The organism is Azoarcus taiwanensis, from assembly GCF_012910885.1.
GTDB classification, from domain to species: domain Bacteria; phylum Pseudomonadota; class Gammaproteobacteria; order Burkholderiales; family Rhodocyclaceae; genus Azoarcus_F; species Azoarcus_F taiwanensis.
In genome coordinates this window covers 1-19,325 of record NZ_WTVM01000075.1, presented here as the reverse complement: position 1 = coordinate 19,325, position 19,325 = coordinate 1, and the positions used below count along the sequence as shown (strand labels likewise).

18 protein-coding genes and 1 other RNA gene are annotated in these 19,325 nt (G+C 62.9%); 7 read left to right on the top strand and 12 right to left on the bottom strand.

All coding sequences use genetic code 11. The annotated features are described in order from the left end of the window. The 11 genes from GPA21_RS12705 to gyrA all read right to left on the bottom strand — a co-directional run. Nucleotides 1-538, bottom strand: a 538-nt coding sequence (locus GPA21_RS12705) for a pyridoxal-phosphate dependent enzyme (RefSeq protein ID WP_168988521.1), incomplete at its 3' end; no start/stop codon positions are given. A 62-nt stretch (nt 539-600) separates the two neighbouring features. Then, complete coding sequence (gene lapB / locus GPA21_RS12700) at nt 601-1,776, bottom strand: lipopolysaccharide assembly protein LapB (RefSeq protein ID WP_168988520.1); 1,176 nt, start codon at nt 1,774-1,776, stop codon at nt 601-603. A gap of 143 nt (nt 1,777-1,919) precedes the next feature. Further along, the gene (locus GPA21_RS12695) at nt 1,920-2,219 is read right to left on the bottom strand and encodes a lipopolysaccharide assembly protein LapA domain-containing protein (RefSeq protein WP_168988519.1); all 300 of its coding nucleotides are present in this window, start codon (nt 2,217-2,219) and stop codon (nt 1,920-1,922) included. 83 nt (nt 2,220-2,302) lie between these two features. Further along, nucleotides 2,303-2,587: an integration host factor subunit beta gene (locus tag GPA21_RS12690; RefSeq protein WP_168988518.1), complete on the bottom strand. Its 285-nt coding sequence runs from the start codon at nt 2,585-2,587 to the stop codon at nt 2,303-2,305. Between the two features lie 12 nt (nt 2,588-2,599). Next, nucleotides 2,600-4,294, bottom strand: coding sequence for a 30S ribosomal protein S1 (rpsA, locus tag GPA21_RS12685; protein WP_168988517.1), 1,695 nt, complete (start codon nt 4,292-4,294; stop codon nt 2,600-2,602). 114 nt (nt 4,295-4,408) lie between these two features. Continuing rightward, nucleotides 4,409-6,352 carry a bifunctional 3-phosphoshikimate 1-carboxyvinyltransferase/cytidylate kinase gene (locus GPA21_RS12680; protein ID WP_168988516.1) on the bottom strand — a complete coding sequence of 648 codons (1,944 nt, stop codon included), beginning with the start codon at nt 6,350-6,352 and terminating at the stop codon, nt 4,409-4,411. Nucleotides 6,353-6,354: 2 nt separating this feature from the next. Beyond that, on the bottom strand, nt 6,355-7,245 hold the full coding sequence (locus tag GPA21_RS12675) for a prephenate dehydrogenase (RefSeq protein ID WP_168988515.1): 891 nt from the start codon (nt 7,243-7,245) through the stop codon (nt 6,355-6,357). A 10-nt stretch (nt 7,246-7,255) separates the two neighbouring features. Further along, entirely contained in the window at nt 7,256-8,359 is a 1,104-nt protein-coding gene (gene hisC / locus GPA21_RS12670; protein WP_168988514.1) for a histidinol-phosphate transaminase, read from the bottom strand. Between the two features lie 46 nt (nt 8,360-8,405). After that, nucleotides 8,406-9,470, bottom strand: coding sequence for a prephenate dehydratase (pheA, locus tag GPA21_RS12665; protein ID WP_168988513.1), 1,065 nt, complete (start codon nt 9,468-9,470; stop codon nt 8,406-8,408). A gap of 21 nt (nt 9,471-9,491) precedes the next feature. Further along, nucleotides 9,492-10,592, bottom strand: a complete 1,101-nt coding sequence (serC, locus tag GPA21_RS12660) for a 3-phosphoserine/phosphohydroxythreonine transaminase (RefSeq protein WP_168988512.1) — start codon at nt 10,590-10,592, stop codon at nt 9,492-9,494. Nucleotides 10,593-10,625: 33 nt separating this feature from the next. Next, on the bottom strand, nt 10,626-13,229 hold the full coding sequence (gyrA, locus tag GPA21_RS12655; protein ID WP_168988511.1) for a DNA gyrase subunit A: 2,604 nt from the start codon (nt 13,227-13,229) through the stop codon (nt 10,626-10,628). 190 nt (nt 13,230-13,419) lie between these two features. Here gyrA and GPA21_RS12650 point away from each other — a divergent pair, with 190 nt between their 5' ends. The 7 genes from GPA21_RS12650 to GPA21_RS12620 all read left to right on the top strand — a co-directional run bounded on the left by GPA21_RS12650 (nt 13,420) and on the right by GPA21_RS12620 (nt 19,063). Then, a complete protein-coding gene (locus GPA21_RS12650; protein ID WP_168988510.1) occupies nt 13,420-14,739 on the top strand; it encodes a TRZ/ATZ family hydrolase in 1,320 nt (439 codons plus the stop codon). 100 nt (nt 14,740-14,839) lie between these two features. Next, nucleotides 14,840-15,538 (top strand): OmpA family protein, encoded by a 699-nt coding sequence (locus GPA21_RS12645; RefSeq protein WP_168988509.1) that lies wholly within the window; start codon nt 14,840-14,842, stop codon nt 15,536-15,538. 229 nt (nt 15,539-15,767) lie between these two features. Continuing rightward, nucleotides 15,768-16,469: a bifunctional 2-polyprenyl-6-hydroxyphenol methylase/3-demethylubiquinol 3-O-methyltransferase UbiG gene (ubiG, locus tag GPA21_RS12640; protein WP_168988508.1), complete on the top strand. Its 702-nt coding sequence runs from the start codon at nt 15,768-15,770 to the stop codon at nt 16,467-16,469. Beyond that, on the top strand, nt 16,459-17,115 hold the full coding sequence (locus GPA21_RS12635; RefSeq protein ID WP_168988507.1) for an HAD-IA family hydrolase: 657 nt from the start codon (nt 16,459-16,461) through the stop codon (nt 17,113-17,115). The genes ubiG and GPA21_RS12635 overlap by 11 nt, the downstream gene beginning before the upstream one ends. Nucleotides 17,116-17,174: 59 nt before the next feature. Further along, nucleotides 17,175-17,552: a transfer-messenger RNA gene (ssrA, locus tag GPA21_RS12630) on the top strand. 99 nt (nt 17,553-17,651) lie between these two features. Next, nucleotides 17,652-18,209, top strand: a complete 558-nt coding sequence (locus tag GPA21_RS12625; RefSeq protein WP_211163572.1) for a sn-glycerol-3-phosphate transporter — start codon at nt 17,652-17,654, stop codon at nt 18,207-18,209. Nucleotides 18,210-18,286: 77 nt separating this feature from the next. Continuing rightward, the gene (locus GPA21_RS12620) at nt 18,287-19,063 is read left to right on the top strand and encodes a sulfite exporter TauE/SafE family protein (RefSeq protein ID WP_168988506.1); all 777 of its coding nucleotides are present in this window, start codon (nt 18,287-18,289) and stop codon (nt 19,061-19,063) included. A 56-nt stretch (nt 19,064-19,119) separates the two neighbouring features. Here the strand turns inward: GPA21_RS12620 and GPA21_RS20635 are convergent. After that, nucleotides 19,120-19,325 (bottom strand): hypothetical protein (locus tag GPA21_RS20635; RefSeq protein WP_211163571.1); only part of this gene is annotated, 206 nt, incomplete at its 5' end.

Here is a 19,325-nt window from a genome sequence, read left to right as displayed (position 1 = left end):
TACCGGTGGTACCCATGCTGCTGACGAAATGGGTCACCCGCCCACCCGTCTGCTCCCAGATCTCGGGGCCGGTGCCCTCGTAATGTGCGAGCGGATTGTCAGGGTTGGCGAACTGGTCGAGGATGATGCCCTCGCCCTCGTCACGCATCCGCTCGGCAACATCGCGCGCCATCTCCATGCCACCGTCGCGCGCGGTCAGCACCAGCTCGGCGCCGAAGGCGCGCATCGTCTGGCGCCGCTCGACACTCTGGTTCTCCGGCATCACCAGCACCATGCGGTAGCCGCGCATCGCAGCCGCCATTGCCAGCGCGATGCCGGTGTTGCCGCTGGTTGCCTCGATGAGCGTATCGCCGGGCTTGATGTCTCCGCGCTGTTCAGCGCGCATGATCATCGACAGCGCCGGACGATCCTTGACCGAGCCGGCCGGGTTATTGCCCTCGAGTTTGCCAAGAATGACGTTGTTGCGTCCGGCGGTGATCCGCTTCATGCGCACCAGCGGAGTGTTACCGACGTAGTCTTCCAGAGTCTTGAATTCCATGACTGCTCGCGATGTCCTGTGTTGTCGTGCAGTTTAGCAGGGCCTTGGCAAACTGCCGGGAATCAGGGTTCGAGATCGAACTCCTCACTGCGCTTCGGCGGATAGGTCTCCCAACCGCCGCAGGCGGGGCATCGCCATTGGAACTTGCGCGCCTTGAAGCCGCAAGACCTGCAGGCGTAACGGGCAACCCTTCGGGTGTGGTTGTGAATGAGTTGCCGCACCAGATCGACATCGCCACGCTGTTCGGCAGTCGCGGTCAAGGCCGCAGCCTCCAGCAGCTTCTCGAGTCCGAGCAGCGTCGGGTTGCGCCGCAGCTCTTCGCGCACAAGATCATAGGCCGACTGAGCCCCGCGCCTGCCAAGCTCCCAACGATAGACTTGCTCGAGCAGATCGATCGCGGGGTGGCGGGACAGCCACGAGCGCAGCAGCGTCTGACCTTGATCCACCCTCCCCAGCCGCGTATACGCGGCCGCGATCGGTTCGGCGATCAGTGCAAGATACACCGGGTCCTGTTGTTCGACCCGTTTCCAGGCCTCGATCGCACCCTCGTCATCACCGGCTCCGGCGAGCAACTCACCGAGCAACATGCTCGCGCGGACACAGCGCGGGTTGATCGCATACGCCCTCTCGACATGCGAACGCGCATCTTCACCGCGGGAGTCGGCCAAGGCTTCAGTAGCGAGTTCGCAATAGAAATTCGACACCTCGGTGCGCCAATGCAGGCTCTCGTGGTCGGGCAACGCATTGGCAACCTCGATGGCCTTGCCCCAGTCCTTTTCCTGCTGGTAGATCTCGAGCAAGTGACCGATGGCGACCCGGTCATGCTCCGTACCGCGCAGTTTGATGAACGCCTCCTCCGCGCGATCTCGCAGCCCAGCCCTCAGATAGTCCTGGCCGAGCGCCGCCAGCGCCTGCAGACGCTGCTCCGAAGTGATGTCCTCGCGCTGCACCAGGTTCTGGTGCAGCCGGATCGCCCTGTCGGTCTCGCCGCGCCGCCTGAACAGGCTGCCGAGCGCAAACTGCAGCTCAATGGTCTGAGGGTCGAGCCGTACTGCTTCGATGAAGGCATCGATCGCCTTGTCGGGCTTTTCCGCGAGCAGAAAGTTGAGGCCAGTGAGGTAGGACTGCGGCAAGGCGCGGGATTCGCGCACCACCTGCCGGATGTCGATGCGTGCCGCGAGCCATCCGAGGCCGAAGAACAACGGCAGCGCAAGCAACCACCAGAACTCTATTTCCATGATTCTCCGTGCGGCCAGCCGGCCGCCTCAAGTTTTTCCACCAACGCGAGCACGAGGCCGACGAGCGCCACAAGCCAGCTCGGCCAGGCTGCCCGCGGCTGGCGAGTTGCGGTCAGCCCCCGGTCGCACGAGCCCGCAGGCCATCAGGCCGTCTTGCGAACCTCGTTTGCGGCCAGGCGCATCTCACGCAACTCACGTTCGGCCTTTGTCGCGCTCTTGCGGAAACGTCCCGCCTCACGGCGATAGGAGAGGAGCGAAGCAAAGGTCGCGGTCACACCGAGCAGGGCACCAGCCGCGAATGCCGCAAGAATGACGAACACCAGAGGCAGCTGCCACTCGGACCCGAAGAAGAAGTTCAAGGTAACGAGCTGGTCATTCTTCACCGCGAAACCGAACAAAAGGAAGAACAGCAGCAACCGGACTGCCCAGATCAGGACTCGCATGTTAATTAGCCTCCGTGCGATGGACAAAACAAAGGCGGCTTGCGCCGCCTTTCGGGAATTATGCACGACTACGGCGTGCGCGCTCACCCGATGATATCAACACGTTCGCGCAATTCCTTGCCCGCCTTGAAGTGAGGTACGTATTTTTCTGGCACCTGCACCTTTTCACCGGACTTGGGATTGCGTCCGACTCGCGGTGGCCGGTAGTTGAGCGAGAAGCTCCCGAACCCGCGGATCTCGATGCGATCGCCTTGCGCAAGCGCGTCGGCCATCGCATCGAGGACCATCTTGACCGCGAAATCGGTGTCCTTTGCGACGAGCTGGGGGAATCTAGCCGCCAGCCGCACGATCAGCTCCGATTTGGTCATGACGAGTCTGACTTACTGCTTCTGTTCGTTCAGTTTCGCCTTGAGCAGCGCACCAAGGTTCGTGGTTCCAGTCGCGGCATCGGCTGCGAGCTTGTTCATCGCCTCGCTGGTCTCGGCCTGGTCCTTGGCACGGATCGACAGGTTGATCGAACGGGTCTTGCGATCGACGTTGATGATCATCGCCTCGACCTGATCGCCTTCCTTGAGGACCGTGGTCAGATCGTCAACACGATGCGGCGCCGCTTCGGAAGCACGCAGATAACCTTCGACTTCCTCGTTCAGAGCGATCACGGCGCCACGCGCCTCGACGCTCTTCACGGTGCCATTGACCAGCGAGTTCTTCTCGTGGGTGGCGATGAAGTTGGTGAAGGGATCACCTTCGAGCTGCTTGACGCCCAGGGAGATGCGCTCACGCTCGACGTCGATCGCCAGCACCACGGCCTCGACCTCGTCACCCTTCTTGAAGCGACGCACGGCTTCTTCGCCGGACTCGTGCCAGGACAGGTCGGACAGGTGAACCAGGCCGTCGATGCCGCCATCCAGGCCGATGAACACACCGAAGTCGGTGATCGACTTGATCTGACCGCGAACCTTGTCGCCTTTCTTGTGGTTGATCGCGAAGTCGTCCCACGGATTGGACATGCACTGCTTCATGCCCAGGGAGATGCGGCGACGCTCTTCGTCGATGTCGAGGATCATGACCTCGACCTCGTCGCCGAGCTGAACGACCTTGCTCGGGTGGATGTTCTTGTTGGTCCAGTCCATTTCGGACACGTGCACCAGGCCCTCGATACCCTGCTCAACTTCAACGAAGGAGCCGTAATCGGTGATGTTGGTGACCTTGCCGAACAGACGGGTGCCCTGCGGGTAGCGACGGGCGATACCGACCCACGGATCTTCGCCGAGCTGCTTCAGGCCGAGCGAGACGCGCTGACGGTCCTGGTCGAACTTGAGCACCTTGGCTTCGATTTCGTCACCAACGTTGAGCACTTCCGACGGGTGACGCACGCGACGCCAGGCCAGGTCGGTGATGTGCAGCAGGCCGTCGATGCCGCCGAGGTCCACGAACGCACCGTAATCGGTGATGTTCTTGACGATACCCTTGACGACGATGCCTTCCTTGAGGTTGTCGAGCAGCTTCTCGCGCTCTTCACCCATGGTCTCTTCAAGCACTGCACGACGCGACACGACGACGTTGTTGCGCTTGCGGTCGAGCTTGATGACCTTGAACTCGAATTCCTTGCCTTCGAACGGGGTGGTGTCCTTGACCGGACGCATGTCGACCAGCGAACCCGGCAGGAACGCGCGGATGCTGTTGGTCATGACGGTCAGACCGCCCTTGACGCGACCGGAAACCACACCCTTGACCAGCGTACCCTCGTTGAGCGCCTTTTCCAGATCGTTCCAGGCCGCGATGCGCTTGGCCTTGTCGCGGGACAGGCGGGTTTCGCCGTAACCGTCTTCGAGTGCGTCGATGGCGACGTGGACGAAGTCGCCGAGATTGACCTCGAGTTCACCGCGATCGTTGCGGAACTCTTCGATGGGGACGTAGCTCTCGGACTTCAGGCCGGCATTGACGACCACGAAGTTGTGGTCGATGCTGACCACTTCGGCGGTGATGACCTCGCCGGCACGCATCTCTTGGCGGGCAAGGCTTTCTTCGAAGAGGTCGGCAAAACTTTCGGAAACAGGGGTGGCAGTTGTCATGTAAAGGGGTTCCGGACACCGCGCGGCACGCGGCGGGCTTGTTGGTTGGTTAACGAATTCAACCCGTAGCGCCGTTCGCTCCGGGTCAGGCAAGAGGCAGGTTTCACGTCGGCTTCAGCCGGGCGCTCGCCCCACCTCGTTCAACACGAATGCGACCGCTTCTTCGACCCCCGAATCGGAGGTTTCCAACAGCACCGCATCGGGCAGCTTCTTCAAAGGTGCGACGGTCCGGGCGGCATCTCGCGCGTCCCTTTCAGCCAGATCCTTTGAAAGACTTTCCAGTTTAGCAGGCAAGCCCTTTTCCATCAACTGCTTATAGCGTCGCTCTGCGCGAACCTCGACACTGGCGGTGAGAAAGAACTTGGGCGACGCATCCGGGAAGATCACAGAACCTATGTCACGCCCCTCGGCGACCAGTCCGGGCGCACGCCGGAAGTCGCGCTGTCGATCGAGAAGCGCGTCGCGCACCGCGGGCAAGGCGGCGACACGGGAAGCCCCGACAGAGCAGATTTCCTCGCGAATCAGGTCGGTCACGTCCTCACCACTGAGCCACACGCGTGCGCCCTCAAAACGCACATCCAGACGCGCCGCTTCGCGGGCGACCCGGCCTTCGTCGTCGAGCGGCACCCCCGCACGCATTGCGGCCAGCGCCACCAGCCGATAGAGCGATCCACTGTCGAGGTAGTGATAGCCAAGAGCCTCGGCGACACGCGCGGCGACCGTGCCCTTGCCAGAGGCCGATGGGCCGTCGATCGCCACGACCGGCACCGGCGCCGTAACCTGCGCGTAGCGATCGAAGTACTCGGGGAACGTCTTGTTGACACAAGCGGGATCGTTGATGCGTACCCGCATCCCGCCAAGCGCTACCAGCGAAAAGCACATTGCAATCCGATGGTCGTCATAGGTGTCGATACTCGCGAAACGCAAGACCTTCGGTGGCGTCACCCGCAGGTAATCGGCCCCCTCTTCCACCTCAGCGCCAACCTTGCGCAGTTCAGTGGCCATGGCACTGATGCGGTCGGTCTCCTTGACACGCCAGCTGGCGATATTGCGCAGGCGGCATGGACCGTCGGCAAACAGCGCTGCTACCGCGAGCGTCATTGCGGCGTCGGGGATGTGGTTGAGATCGAGATCGAAGGCCTTGAGGCGACCACCTTCGGGCGCTCGGGCTTGCATCCAGTTGTCGCCAGCCTCGATCCTGGCGCCAAGCCGTGCAAGCGCATCGACAAAAGCGACGTCGCCCTGGATGCTCGCACGCCCGACACCTTCGACCCGCACCGGACCACCTCCGATGGCGCCCGCTGCAAGAAAGTACGACGCAGACGAGGCATCCCCTTCGACGAAGATGGTGCCGGGGCTGCGATAGCGCACACCGCCCGGTATCGTGAAACGAGACCACTGCTCACGTTTCACGACGACACCAAAACGTGCCATCAGCTCAAGCGTGATTGCGATGTAAGGCTTGGAGATCAGCTCGCCGACCACCTCGACAGTCGCCTCCCGTCCAGTGAGCGGCAAGGCCATCAACAAGGCGGTCAGGAATTGGCTTGACACATCCCCCCGCACCCGGATCGGTCCGGACAGCGCAATCTCGCCCGGCCCGATAACCAGCGGGGGGTAGCCTTCGTTGGCTTCGTAGCGCACGTCTGCGCCGATCTGACGCAGACCATCGACGAGATCGCCGATCGGTCGCTCATGCATGCGGGCCACGCCGTGAAGCCGATAGTTGCCGCCCGACAACGCGAGCGCCGCGGTAAGCGGCCTGAAGGCGGTACCGGCGTTACCCAGGAAGAGATCGCCGGCCTTGACCGGAAACCCACCGCCCACGCCCTGAACGACGCACGTGCAGGCTTCATGGTCACGGCTGAAGGAAACGCCGAGCGTTTGCAGTGCCTCGAGCATGCGCTCGGTATCGTCGGAGGCCAGCAGGTCGCGGATGCTGGTTTCGCCCTCGGCCAGCGCCGCCAGCAACAGCGTGCGGTTGGAAATGCTCTTGGAGCCGGGCAAACGCACCGTTCCACGCGCGCCCAGCATCGGGGGTAGGTCGAGATGCTCCATGCTCACTCGCTAGATGATGCCTTGGCGAACTGTTCCGCCCAGGTGTTGCGCGCCGCACGCGCTTCGCTGAAGTGTTGCTCGAGGCGCTCGCTGTCGCCGGAAAGCAGCAGAGCACGAAGATAGGCCAGCTCCGCGAGATATTCGTCGAGCTCGGCAAGCAACGCCTGGCGGTTTGCGATGCAGATGTCCCGCCACATTTCCGGATGGCTGCCGGCAATGCGGGTGAAATCCCGGAAACCACCCGCGGCGAAACCAAAGAGCTGCTCGGCATTGGCGCGGCCGGCGAGGTCGTGCACCAGGCCGAAAGCGAGCAGATGCGGCAAATGGCTGACCGCGGCAAACACCCGGTCGTGGTCCTGCGCCGGCATTTCGTGGATCGTCGCGCCGCAGGCCTCCCACGCCTCGCGCACCGCGAGCACCGCTGACGGCTCGTTCTCGGGCAGAGGCGTCAACACCACCTTGCGCCCCTCGTAGAGCTCGGCAAAGGCGGCATCGACACCGCTGCGCTCCGCACCGGCGATCGGGTGAGCCGGAACCACGTTGCCCAGCTGCGGGCCGAGATGGCGGTATATCGCCTCGATGACATCCCGCTTGGTGCTACCCGCGTCCATGACCACCGTGCGGTCGCCCAGATGCGGCGCCATCGCCTGCATGACCTGCTCCATCTGCCCCACCGGCGGCGCGAGCAATACCAGGTTTGCACCGTCCAGCGCCTCGGCCCACGAATCCGACGCTTCGTCGATGACGCCAAGCGCCAGCGCACGCGACAGCGCTTCGCGCGAGCGACCGATGCCAACGATGTGCCGAACGGCCCCGGCCTTGCGCAAAGCCATTGCAAAGGAACCGCCGATCAGTCCGACGCCACAGACCACGAGTTTTCCGATCATCGCCATGTCTGCAGGCTCAGGACTGACCGAGCGCTTCACGCAGCGCGGAGATGAAGCGGGCGTTTTCCTCGGGCAGGCCGATCGAAACACGCAACCATTCGGGCATGCCGTAACCCGCAATCGGGCGCACGATCACGCCACGCCGCAACAACGCAGCATTCACCGCAGCGCCGTCACCAACCTTGAAGGTCACGAAATTGCCCGCCGAGGGAATCCACTGCAACCCCAACTGGGCAAGTGCTTCGGTAATCTGACTCATGCCGCGCCGGTTGATCTCGGCGCTGCGCGCGAGGAACTCCTCGTCCTGCAATGCAGCGGCAGCCGCCGCCAGCGCCACGCTGGAAACGTTGAAGGGCTGCCGTACGCGATTCATCAGGTCGATGACTGCCGGATTCCCGACCCCGTAGCCGACCCGCAGACCTGCAAGACCGTAGGCTTTGGAGAAGGTGCGAGACACGAGCAGGTTCGGGTGCTGATCCAGCCAGGCGAGCGAGTCGTAGCGCTGATCAAGTGACAGGTACTCGGTGTAGGCCTCGTCCAGCACGACGAGCACATCCCCCGGCACACGTTCGAGCAAGCCCTTGATGCGCTCACCCCGCATGAAGGTGCCGGTCGGATTGTTCGGGTTGGCGATGAACATCACCCGCGTATCCTTCTCGACTGCCGCTGCCATGGCGTCGAGATCATGTCCGAAATCCTTCGCCGGGACCTGAATACACCGGCTGCCGACGCCGATGGTCGCGAGCGGATAGACGGCGAAGGCGAATTCCGAGAACACCGCCGATCGACCGGCGCCGAGAAAAGCGCGCGCCGCCAGTTCGAGTACGTCGTTCGAGCCGTTGCCGAGCACGATTTGCTCCGGCCGTATACCGAATCGATTGCAGAGCTGGGCCTTGAGTTCGAAGCCGTTACCATCGGGGTAGCGCTCGATATCGGCAAGCGCAGCCAACGCCGCATCGCGGGCGCGGACACTCATTCCCAAGGGGTTCTCGTTCGACGCGAGCTTGACGATGTCCCGCTCGGACAGGCCCATTTCCCGAGCGAGTTCACCGATGGGCTTGCCCGGCTGGTAGGGCGAGATCGCCTTGATGTGGTCGGGCGCGTTATCGATCAACTTCATGCGAATCCCTCACCTCTAGTCATGTTTCGCCGGCTGGCGAACAGGTTCAAATCGCGGCGGCCGGGTAGGAGCCGAGTATCTTGACGAAGGCGGCCCGCTCCTGAAGCTCCGCAATCGCCGCCGCCACCTCCGGATCATCCTGATGCCCGAGGAAATCGACATAGAAGACGTATTCCCACAGACCGCTGCGCGCCGGTCGGGACTGCAGCTTGGTCATGTCCACACCGTGACGTGCCAGCGGCTCGAGCAGCGCATACATCGCGCCGGGTCGGTTTGCCGACGACAGCACGATGGAGGTCTTGTCCTGCCCCGAAGGGCCTGCGTCATGGCGGCCGATCACGAAGAAGCGGGTGGTGTTGTTCGGATCGTCCTCAATGTTGGCCGCGAGCACGTTGAGGCCGTAAAGCTCGGCCGCGGCCTCGCCCGCGATCGCGCAGGACTCCGGATCTTCCGAGGCCAGGCGCGCGGCTTCGGCGTTGCTCGCCACCGGCACCCGTGGCAGGTTCGGCAGATTGCGGTTCAACCACTCATGACACTGCGCGAGCGACTGCATGTGGGAATACAGCCGCTTGGCTGCACCAATGCCCTCGGATCGCGACAGCAAATGCTGATGAATCCGCAGCTTGACCTCACCGCATATCCTCACCGGGTTTGCCAGCAGCAGGTCGAGCGTGCCGCCGACGACACCTTCGGTGGAATTCTCGACCGGCACCACGCCATAGTCTGCATTGCCAGCCTCGACCGCACGGAACACGTCGTCGATCGCGGCCATTGGCAGAAAGCTTGCCGCGGAGCCAAAGTGCTTGCGTGACGCACTCTCCGAAAAAGTGCCGGCAGGCCCGAGATACGCCACACGCTGAGGCTGCTCGAGTGCTAGGCAGGCCGACATGATCTCGCGGAAGATGCGTTGCACCGCCTCGTCAGGAAGCGGCCCCGGATTGGCCTCGGCGAGCCGGCGAAGCACCTGTGCTTCGCGCTCCGGCCGGTAGAGATTGCCCTGCTTCACCTCACCGATCCGTCTGGCGTTGCGGGCCCGCTCGGCAAGACGCGCGAGAATCTCCTCGTCCAGCCGATCAATGTTCTTGCGCAGGTTCAGCAATTCGTCGCTCATGCTCACCCTCATCAATACGCCTCAGCCATGCCGGCGGGCGAAATCATCCATGTACTGCATCAGCGCCTGCACACCCTCGAGCGGCATCGCGTTGTAGATCGAGGCGCGCATGCCGCCAACCGACTTGTGCCCCTTGAGTTGCGCCAGGCCGGCCGCCTCTGCGTCGGCAAGAAACGCCTTGTCGAGCGAGTCCTCGCGCAACCGGAAAGGCACGTTCATGCGTGAACGCGAGGCCGGGTCGATCTCGTTGCGGTAGAAATCGTTGCCATCGATGAAGTCATACAACGCAGACGCCTTGGCTTTGTTGCGCGCTTCCATCGCTGCAAGCCCGCCCTGCTCCTTGAGCCAACGGAACACCAGTCCGGCAATATAGATGCCATAGGTGGGCGGCGTATTGAGCATCGAGCCGTTGTCGGCCATGACCTTGTAGTCGAGCATCTGCGGAATACCCGCCCACGCGCGACCCAGCAGGGATTCGCGCACGATGACGACGGTCAGCCCGGAGGGGCCGATGTTCTTCTGCGCGCCGGCATAGATCAGGCCGAAATCCCGGAGATCGAAGGGGCGCGACAGAATGTGTGAAGACATGTCGGCGACGACCGGAACGCCGTGAGCCGCCAGTGCAGGGAAATCGAAGCACTCGATGCCGTGAATGGTTTCGTTGGTGCACACGTGCAGGTAGGCCTCGTCGCCGCGCAGCGAAATCTCGTCGGCCGCTGCAAAGCGCCTGAAACCATGGGCTTCGGTAGATACGGCAAGCTCGATCCTGCCGCCGATGGCGGAGGCCATGCGTTCGGCTTCCTTGACTGCCTTGCGCGACCACGCCCCGGTGACCACGTAGCTGGCCTTGCCGCCGTCCAGCAGATTCATCGGAATCTGCGCGAACTGCTGGGTCGCGCCACCCTGCAGGAACAGCACCCGGTAATCCTTGGGCACCGCAAGCAAGTCGCGCAGGTCTTGCTCGGCCGCCTCGACGATGGAGGTGAAGGCCGCGCCGCGATGGCTCATTTCCATCACGCCGCAGCCCGCCCCGTTCCATTCGAGCATTTCATCGGCTGCCTGTCGCAGCACCGACTCGGGCAGTGCCGCGGGACCGGCACTGAAATTGAAGACGCGACTCATGCGAGCGACTCCGTCAATCGTGACTGACCTTGTTCAATCGGGCTGTCCGGCGTCGACATCTTCCGCGCCCTCTTCGTCCTCGGGCATTTCGGCCGGCTCATCGACATCGGATTCGGCGACTTTCTCGATACCTGCAAGCCAGGTGCCTTCATCGAGGTTGATCAGCGTCACCCCCTGGGTGGCACGACCCAGTTCGCGAATATCGAGCACCTTGGTGCGAATCAGAACCCCGCCGGTCGAGATCAGCATCACCTCGTCACTCGGCGTCACCAGGCAGGCACCGACCAGCTTGCCGTTGCGATCCGAAGTCTGGATGGCGATCATGCCTTTGGTGCCGCGGCTGTGCCGGGTGTACTCGGCCACCGGCGTCCGCTTGCCATAGCCGTTCTCGGTTGCAGTGAGCACGCACAGGGCGTCGTCGCTCGTCACCAGCATGGCAATGACGCTCTGACCGTCCTCGAGGTTCATGCCGCGCACGCCGCGCGCCTCGCGCCCCATCGGGCGCACGTCGCGCTCGGGGAAGCGCACCGCCTTGCCGGCGTCGGAGAACAGCATCACGTCGCATTCGCCGTCGGTGATCGCGACGCCGACCAGGTGGTCGCCATCGTCCAGATTCACCGCGATGATGCCGGCCTTGCGCGGGTTGGAGAACGCGGTGAGCGCAGTCTTTTTGACCGTGCCCTCGCTGGTGGCCATGAACACGAAGTGATCGTCGTCGAAACCCTGCACCGGCAGCACTGCGGTGATCTTCTCCCCCTCGACCAGGGGGAACAGATTGACGATGGGGCGACCGCGGGCATTGCGCGCGCCCTCCGGCACCTCATACACCTTCAGCCAGTAAACCCGGCCACGGTTGGAGAAGCACAGAATGAAATCGTGGGTGTTGGCGACGAACAGACGATCGATGAAGTCGTCGTCCTTCATGCCGGTGGCCTGTTTGCCGCGACCGCCGCGACGCTGGGCGCGGTAATCGGCCAACGGCTGGCGCTTGAAGTAGCCGCCGTGAGACAGGGTTACCACCATGTCCTCGGGCGCGATGAGATCCTCGATGTTGATCTCGGCGGTGTTCATGACCACTTCGGAGCGACGCGGGTCGCCGTATTGATCCTTTACCGCCCTCAACTCCTCGCCAATGATCGTGGTGATACGCTCCGGTCGCGCGAGGATGTCGAGCAGATCGGCGATCAGCGCCATGACTTCGCGGTATTCACCAACGATCTTGTCCTGCTCGAGTCCGGTCAGACGCTGCAGTCGCAGCTCGAGAATCGCCTGCGCCTGAACCTCGGACAGACGGTAGCCCTGCGCCGACAAGCCAAACTCGGGCGCCAGCCCCTCCGGCCGGTAGCTGTCCGATTCGGCGCGGGCAAGCATCTCCTCGACCAGCGCAGACCGCCAGGTGCGCGCCAGCAGCTCGCGTTTGGCGTCGGCTGGCGTGGGCGCTGCCTTGATCAATGCGATGACCTCGTCGACATTCGACAGCGCCACTGCAAGACCCTCGAGGATGTGCCCCCGATCACGCGCCTTGCGCAGCTCGAACACCGTGCGCCGGGTCACCACCTCACGCCGATGCGACAGGAAGCAGTCGAGCAGTTCCTTCAGGTTGAGCGTGCGCGGCTTGCCCTCGACCAGGGCCACCATGTTCATACCGAAGGTGTCCTGCAGCTGGGTCTGCTTGAACAGGTTGTTCAGCACGACCTCCGGCACCTCGTTGCGCTTGAGTTCGATGACCACCCGCATGCCGGACTTGTCGGACTCGTCGCGGATTTCGCTGATGCCCTCGATCTTCTTCTCGTTCACCAACTCGGCCATGCGCTCGAGCAAGGTGCGCTTGTTAACCTGATAGGGCAGCTCGTCGACGATGATCGCCTGGCGATTACCCTTTTCCAGATCCTCGAAGTGGGTGCGCGCGCGCATCACGACGCGACCGCGACCGGTCCGGTAGCCGTCATGCACGCCGCCCAGACCGTAGATCAGCGCAGCAGTCGGAAAGTCCGGCGCCTTGACGATTTCGATCAGTGCTTCGATATCGGTATCAGGCTCTTCGAGCAGTCGCAGGCAGGCATCCACCACCTCGCCGAGGTTGTGCGGCGGGATGTTGGTCGCCATGCCGACCGCGATACCGGACGAGCCATTGACCAGCAGGTTCGGCACCCGGGACGGCAGTATCAGCGGCTCCTTTTCGGAGCCGTCGTAGTTGGGCCCGAAGTCGACCGTTTCCTTGTCGATGTCCGCAAGCAGTTCGTGACCGATCCGGGCCATGCGGATCTCGGTGTATCGCATCGCCGCGGCGCTGTCGCCATCCACCGAACCGAAGTTGCCCTGACCATCGACCAGCATGTAGCGCAGCGAGAAGTCCTGGGCCATGCGCACGATGGTGTCGTATACAGCGGAGTCGCCGTGGGGGTGATACTTACCGATGACGTCACCAACGATACGCGCCGACTTCTTGTACGGGCGGTTCCAGTCGTTGGAGAGTTCATGCATCGCGAACAGCACGCGCCGGTGCACCGGCTTCAGGCCATCGCGCGCATCGGGCAAGGCCCGGCCGACAATGACGCTCATCGCGTAGTCGAGGTAGGAGTGACGCATCTCCTCTTCGAGGCTGATCGGCAGGGTTTCCTTGGCGAACTGGGTCATCACGCTTTAGCGGCTTTGCCGCGTGTTAACAAAACACGCAATCTTATCATGCCGCGCGCCGGTGCTTAGGACCTGTTCTCATTCGCCATGGCGGTCGCGCTCGCATTGCGCCATCACCCGCGCTTGTGCTGAAATCCGGCACTGACCAATCGGGGCGGCCGCGGCGTCGCCATCAAGGAGAACATGCCCGATGAGCGAACCGATCGACCTGCTTCTGCGTCCGACATGGGTTGTACCCGTCATACCGGATCGCGTCGCACTCAAGGGACACTCAGTCGCGATCCGTGACGGCGCCATCGTTGCCGTCCTGCCGGCCGACGAGGCCGATCGACGCTTCACCGCCAAAGAGATCGCCGATCTGCCCGGTCACGCTCTCATACCGGGACTCGTGAATCTTCATGCCCACGCGTCCATGTCGCTGATGCGTGGCATCGCCGACGACCTGCCACTCATGCAATGGCTGCAGGAGGCCATCTGGCCGGCCGAGGGCAAACATGTCTCGCATGCTTTCGTCCGCGACGGCACCGCACTGGCGGCCGACGAAATGCTCCGAGGCGGCATCACCACCTGCAACGAGATGTACTTCCACCCCGACGCGGCGGCAGAGGCCTTTGCAGCCGCGGGAATGCGTGCCACAGTCGGCGTAGCGGTGCTCGAGTTCCCAACGCCCTATGCGGCCAATGCGGACGAGTATTTCCGCAAAGGGCTCGCCGCGCGCGACAAGTGGCAGGGACATCCGCTGATCCGTTTCGCCATGGCGCCCCATGCCCCTTACACGGTCAGCGATGACTCTCTCGCCCGGGTCGCAAGCCTGGCGGCCGAGCTCGATTGTCCGATCCACATGCATATCCACGAGACCGCACACGAAATCGCGGAGTCTCTCAGCCAGCACGGTGTCCGCCCACTCGCCAGACTTGCGCGCCTCGGACTGCTCGGACCCGGCATGATCGCGGTTCACGCGGTGCATCTCGACGCCGCCGAGATCGAACTGCTCGCCAGCCAGGGTTGCGCAATTGCGCATTGCCCGAGTTCCAACATGAAGCTTGCAAGCGGTATCGCCCCGGTGGCTGCGATGCTCGACAAGGGGCTCACGGTCGGCCTCGGCACCGATGGCGCCGCCAGCAACAACCGGCTCGATCTCTTCGAGGAAATGCGCCAGGCCGCCCTGCTTGCCAAGGTCTCGACCATGGACCCCACGGTGGTACCGGCTCATACCGCGCTGCGCATGGCCACGCTCGACGGCGCCAAAGCGCTCGGCCTCGACCACCTGATCGGCTCGATCGAACCGGGAAAGCGGGCGGACCTCTGTGCGGTGGCGCTGGACACAGTGAACAACACACCCTGTTTCGACCCCGTGTCGCATCTTGTCTACGTTGCCGGACGCGAATCAGTCGCCCATGTGTGGGTAGACGGCGAAAAGCGCGTGGAAAAGGGAAGAACCGTGTTGCGAAACAGCAACAAAGAATTGATTGGAATAGCGACGATGTGGCAGACTAGACTAGAGTGCTGATCAGGGAAACACGCGATCATCTTGCTCTCAAGTTTTTTACAACAGAACGGCGAGAAGCGTCGCCCCGCAAGCTCGATAACCACCTTCGACGAGGAATAACATGATCAAACAGACCAAGAAACAGCTCTTGCTGGTTGCCGCAGCCATGCTGGGTTTTGCCGGCGTTGCCGCTCCGGTTGCCGCACAGGATGTCGTCGTGGACCGCTCCGGCGTTGTCCCTTATGTCATCGATGCACGTAACGTCGTTGCCCGCAGCGGCACCGGCCTGTGCTGGCGCACCGGTTTCTGGAGCCCGGCTGCCGCTGAAACCGCAATGGCCGGCAACTTCCCGGTCGCTTGCGCATGCGACCCCGACATCATCGCGGCCGACAAGTGCGTCGACGCTCCGGCACCGGCACCGGCACCGGCACCCACCCCGACTGCTGACAAGGTTCGCCTGTCTGCCGACGCCCTGTTCGACTTCGACCGCGCCGTGCTGCGTCCGGCGGGCATGGAGCGCCTGAACCAGCTCGCAGAGCAGGCCAAGGCCCTCAACCTGGAAGTGATCCTGGCCGTTGGTCACACCGACCGCATCGGTTCCGACGCCTACAACCAGGCTCTGTCCGAGCGTCGCGCCGAAGCCGTCAAGGCCTATCTGGTCTCCCGCGGCATCGAAGCCAACCGCATCTACACCGAAGGCAAGGGCAAGACCCAGCCGGTGACCGGCACCCAGTGCGACAACGTTCGCGGCCGCACCGCCCTGATCGACTGCCTGCAGCCGGATCGTCGCGTTGAAGTCGAAGTGATCGGCACCCGCTGATAACTCGCTTCCCGCAAGCAAAGAGCCCTGTCGAAAGACAGGGCTTTTTTTCGTCTACCGCCCGGCGGCACCTCTCGCGCAGCGCAGCACCACACCCACCCAGGGCAATCGCCCTGCGCCCCCACTCACCGGGTTCTTTGGGAGACCGCTTTCCGGTAAGCTCTGCTCCCCGGAACGACGCGCGCTCAGACGCGGTCACAACGCCGTAAGACAAGACAGGATTCAGCACATGAACACCAACGCCGATCCGGCCGAACTGCGCAAGTTCAGCGACCTCGCCCACCGCTGGTGGGATCCAGCCTCGGAATTCAAGCCGCTCCACGAAATCAATCCCCTGCGCCTCGACTGGATCGACCGCAAGACCGCACTTGCCGGCAAAACCGTCCTCGACGTGGGCTGTGGCGGCGGAATTCTGTCCGAAGGCATGGCTGGCGCCGGGGCAAACGTTACCGGCATCGACCTGTCGGAGAAGGCTCTGGGCGTCGCCCGCCTTCACCTGTTCGAAAGCGGTCGCAAGGTGGACTACCAACTGTGCAGCGCAGAGGACTTCGCCGAAGCCCACCCGGGAGCGTTCGATGTCGTGACCTGCATGGAACTGCTCGAGCACGTACCCAACCCCGCCAGCACGATTGCCGCCTGCGCACGTCTGGTCAAACCGGGCGGGCACGTGTTCTTCTCCACTCTCAACCGCAACCCCAAGTCCTATCTTTTCGCGGTGATCGGAGCCGAATACGTGCTCAAGCTCCTGCCCAGGGGTACCCACGACTACACCAAGTTCATCAAGCCCTCCGAACTCGCACGCTACTGCCGTCAGAGCGGGCTCGAGACACAGGAGTTGATCGGGATGAGCTACAACCCGTTAACCCGGGTCTACTCACTGGGCCGCGACACCGACGTCAATTACCTGGTGCACACCATTCGTGAGCGTTGATGCGGTCCTCTTCGATCTGGACGGCACGCTGGCCGACACCGCGCCAGACCTCGGCGCTGCGGCAAACAGGCTAAGGGCAGACGTCGGGCTGCCGCCGCTGCCACTCGAGATCCTGCGCCCCCATACCTCGAGCGGCGTGCGCGGCATGCTGCACGCAGCCCTCGACACCGGCCCTCAGGATTCGGCGTTCCCTGACCTGTCAGCGCGCTTTCTCGCTCACTATCGGGACAATCTCTGCGTCGCGAGCCGGCTGTTCGACCGCATGCACGAACTGCTCGACGCGCTCGAGGACAACGCCATCAAGTGGGGCATCGTCACCAACAAACGCAGTGCCTTCACCGACCCCCTCGTCGACGCACTCGGGCTCAGCACACGCGCCTGCTGCGTCGTCAGTGGCGACGCAGCACCACGGCTCAAGCCCGCACCTGACACGCTGCTCCTCGCCTGCCAGATCGCTTCCCTCGATGCTTCACGCTGCATCTACGTCGGTGACGACCAGCGCGATATCGAGGCCGGCCGCAACGCCGGCATGACTACAGTCGCTGCGGCATACGGCTACCTCGGACTCGAGGTTCCAGTGAGCGAATGGCAAGCCGATCACATTATTCACGGCCCGATGGAACTTCTGCAGATCATCGGGCTCTGAGCCTGTGATAGGATCGAGCTTGAAACAGCGGGGATCATCCCCACCTATCATGAACACAAGGGGCCGACCTGGCTTCGACGTGGGTCGCAAAGCAGTACAGTGCATACCGAGGACCAGTGACCTCGTAAATCCATCTGGAAATTAACAAACGCCAACGACGAGCGTTACGCTCTAGCCGCTTAATACCGGTTAGCGTTGCACCGGCAGGTTCCTGGGCCGGGTGGTCTTAGCGCAAGCTGAGCCGCTGCAATGTCATTTACAGGAAATCGCGAGCAGGGCCGGGTTACTTGGTCCCGCAGCTAAAAGTAAGGTAACTCGCCTCCTGCCGGCCTGCCTGGTGGCTAAGCCGGAGGTTAAAACCAAATAATCGGGCTAAGTATGTAGATCTGACTGTAGAGGGCTTGCGGACGGGGGTTCGATTCCCCCCGGCTCCACCAACAACCCGGAAGAGGCCGCACACGCATTCTTTGCGCGTAGCGGCCTCTTTCTTATTTTGCTTGCCGGTTCTTCACGCCGGTGCGACGGAGGTTCGCGTTTTGCCAATCAGGCCCTTTCTTCCTGTTGTCCTCGCTGCGCTGTCCAGCGCGGCAGCCACTGCCGAAGCATCAGCGGAGGCGACCGGAGGTTTCTGGGCGGACGGCGATCTTCTCCTGAAGACTTCGCTCTACACACGGCACTACAGCGACGACCCGCGACACAACAACGATCAGCGGATGATCAATCTGGAGTGGATCGCCGGACCCGACTACGGCCCCACCTGGACCGACAGAGCATTCGCCCATGCACCGCAAACGCGGTGGCTGATCGGGGGAGCCGGATTCCGAAACTCCTTTGGCCAGCAGAGCACTTATCTCTACGGCGGTTTCAGGCGCGAGCTGACCGGCGGTGAGCACACAAGTACCTACATCAAACTGACCGGCGGACTCCTCCACGGATATCGCGGCGAGTTCCGCGACAAGATCCCCTTCAATCAGCTTGGCATCGCGCCGGCGATCCTGCCCGCGATCGGCGTGGACTACCGTCGGATGAACTTCGAGCTGATTCCGTTCGGCAAGGCCGGGCTGATGGTCAACATCGGCCTCCACACGCGCTAGCAAACTCCCAGGCAAGGCCGTGACGGACCCCCGCATGGTCCGCTATGCTCGTGCCTCCATCCTGACCCTCGCGCTCCATGGCAGACCTTCTCTGGTACCAGTACGCCCTGATCGGCCTGATCTTCGTATGGAGCGGCTTTGTGCGCACCGGCCTGGGCTTCGGCGGCGCGGTCCTCGCCCTGCCCTTCCTGCTGCTGGTCCACAACGATCCGCTGGTCTTCCTGCCGTTGATCGCGGTCCATCTGATGATCTTCTCGAGCTGGATCGCCTGGCGCGGGCATCGGCAGATCAAGCGCGAACACCCCGAACAGGCGGGCATCAGCAACATCGACTGGCCGTATCTGCGGCACACGATGAAGATCATGATCGTGCCGAAGCTGATCGGCGTGATCGGCCTGCTGACGCTGCCGGCCCGCGTGATGACGGTGATCATCTTCTGCATCGTCATCGCCTATGCGATCGGCTACCTGCTCAACCGCCCCTTCCGCAGCAAGAACCGCTATGTGGATGCCGGCCTGTTGATGCTGGGCGGCTATGTCAGCGGCACCTCGCTGATCGGCGCACCGCTCATCGTCGCGGTCTATGCCGCGCACGTACCCAAGCACCAGCTACGCGATACCCTGTTCGTGCTGTGGTTCATCCTGGTGGTGATCAAGATGGTCTCGTTCATCATCGTCGGCGTGGACCTGCAGCTCATCCATCACCTCTGGCTGCTGCCCTGCGCCTTCGTCGGCCACCTGATCGGCGAGCGTTTCCATCAGCGCATCGTCTCCGCCGAGACGCCGTTGTTCTTCCGGGTGCTTGGCGTGGTGCTCATCGCGGTCAGCGTGGTTGGCCTGCTCTGGCAGCCGTAAGGCGAATACAACCCTCAATCTCCGCATAAACTGCGGCGAATAACTCTCGCCGGAGATTACACCGACGCTGGACGATTTGCCGGTGTAGCGGCGAAGAATGGCCTAAGGAAACATTGATCAAATCCGTTCGCCCTGAGCCCTTCTCCTGCACTCAGGAGAGCCTTGTCGAAGGGGATTCCATAGAAAATCCAGGGCTTCGACAGGCTCAGCCCGAGCGGTGGGGAATAGGTCAGCGCTTCCCCAAGCCCCTCGGCCTTGAGGC

Bases quoted from the DNA above. Each gene is read 5' to 3' on its own strand.
- lapB (WP_168988520.1), bottom strand. From the start codon at position 1,776: ATGGAAATAGAGTTCTGGTGGTTGCTTGCGCTGCCGTTGTTCTTCGGC.
- GPA21_RS12695 (WP_168988519.1), bottom strand. From the start codon at position 2,219: ATGCGAGTCCTGATCTGGGCAGTCCGGTTGCTGCTGTTCTTCCTTTTG.
- GPA21_RS12690 (WP_168988518.1), bottom strand. From the start codon at position 2,587: ATGACCAAATCGGAGCTGATCGTGCGGCTGGCGGCTAGATTCCCCCAG.
- rpsA (WP_168988517.1), bottom strand. From the start codon at position 4,294: ATGACAACTGCCACCCCTGTTTCCGAAAGTTTTGCCGACCTCTTCGAA.
- GPA21_RS12680 (WP_168988516.1), bottom strand. From the start codon at position 6,352: ATGGAGCATCTCGACCTACCCCCGATGCTGGGCGCGCGTGGAACGGTG.
- GPA21_RS12675 (WP_168988515.1), bottom strand. From the start codon at position 7,245: ATGGCGATGATCGGAAAACTCGTGGTCTGTGGCGTCGGACTGATCGGC.
- hisC (WP_168988514.1), bottom strand. From the start codon at position 8,359: ATGAAGTTGATCGATAACGCGCCCGACCACATCAAGGCGATCTCGCCC.
- pheA (WP_168988513.1), bottom strand. From the start codon at position 9,470: ATGAGCGACGAATTGCTGAACCTGCGCAAGAACATTGATCGGCTGGAC.
- serC (WP_168988512.1), bottom strand. From the start codon at position 10,592: ATGAGTCGCGTCTTCAATTTCAGTGCCGGTCCCGCGGCACTGCCCGAG.
- gyrA (WP_168988511.1), bottom strand. From the start codon at position 13,229: ATGACCCAGTTCGCCAAGGAAACCCTGCCGATCAGCCTCGAAGAGGAG.
- GPA21_RS12650 (WP_168988510.1), top strand. From the start codon at position 13,420: ATGAGCGAACCGATCGACCTGCTTCTGCGTCCGACATGGGTTGTACCC.
- GPA21_RS12645 (WP_168988509.1), top strand. From the start codon at position 14,840: ATGATCAAACAGACCAAGAAACAGCTCTTGCTGGTTGCCGCAGCCATG.
- ubiG (WP_168988508.1), top strand. From the start codon at position 15,768: ATGAACACCAACGCCGATCCGGCCGAACTGCGCAAGTTCAGCGACCTC.
- GPA21_RS12620 (WP_168988506.1), top strand. From the start codon at position 18,287: ATGGCAGACCTTCTCTGGTACCAGTACGCCCTGATCGGCCTGATCTTC.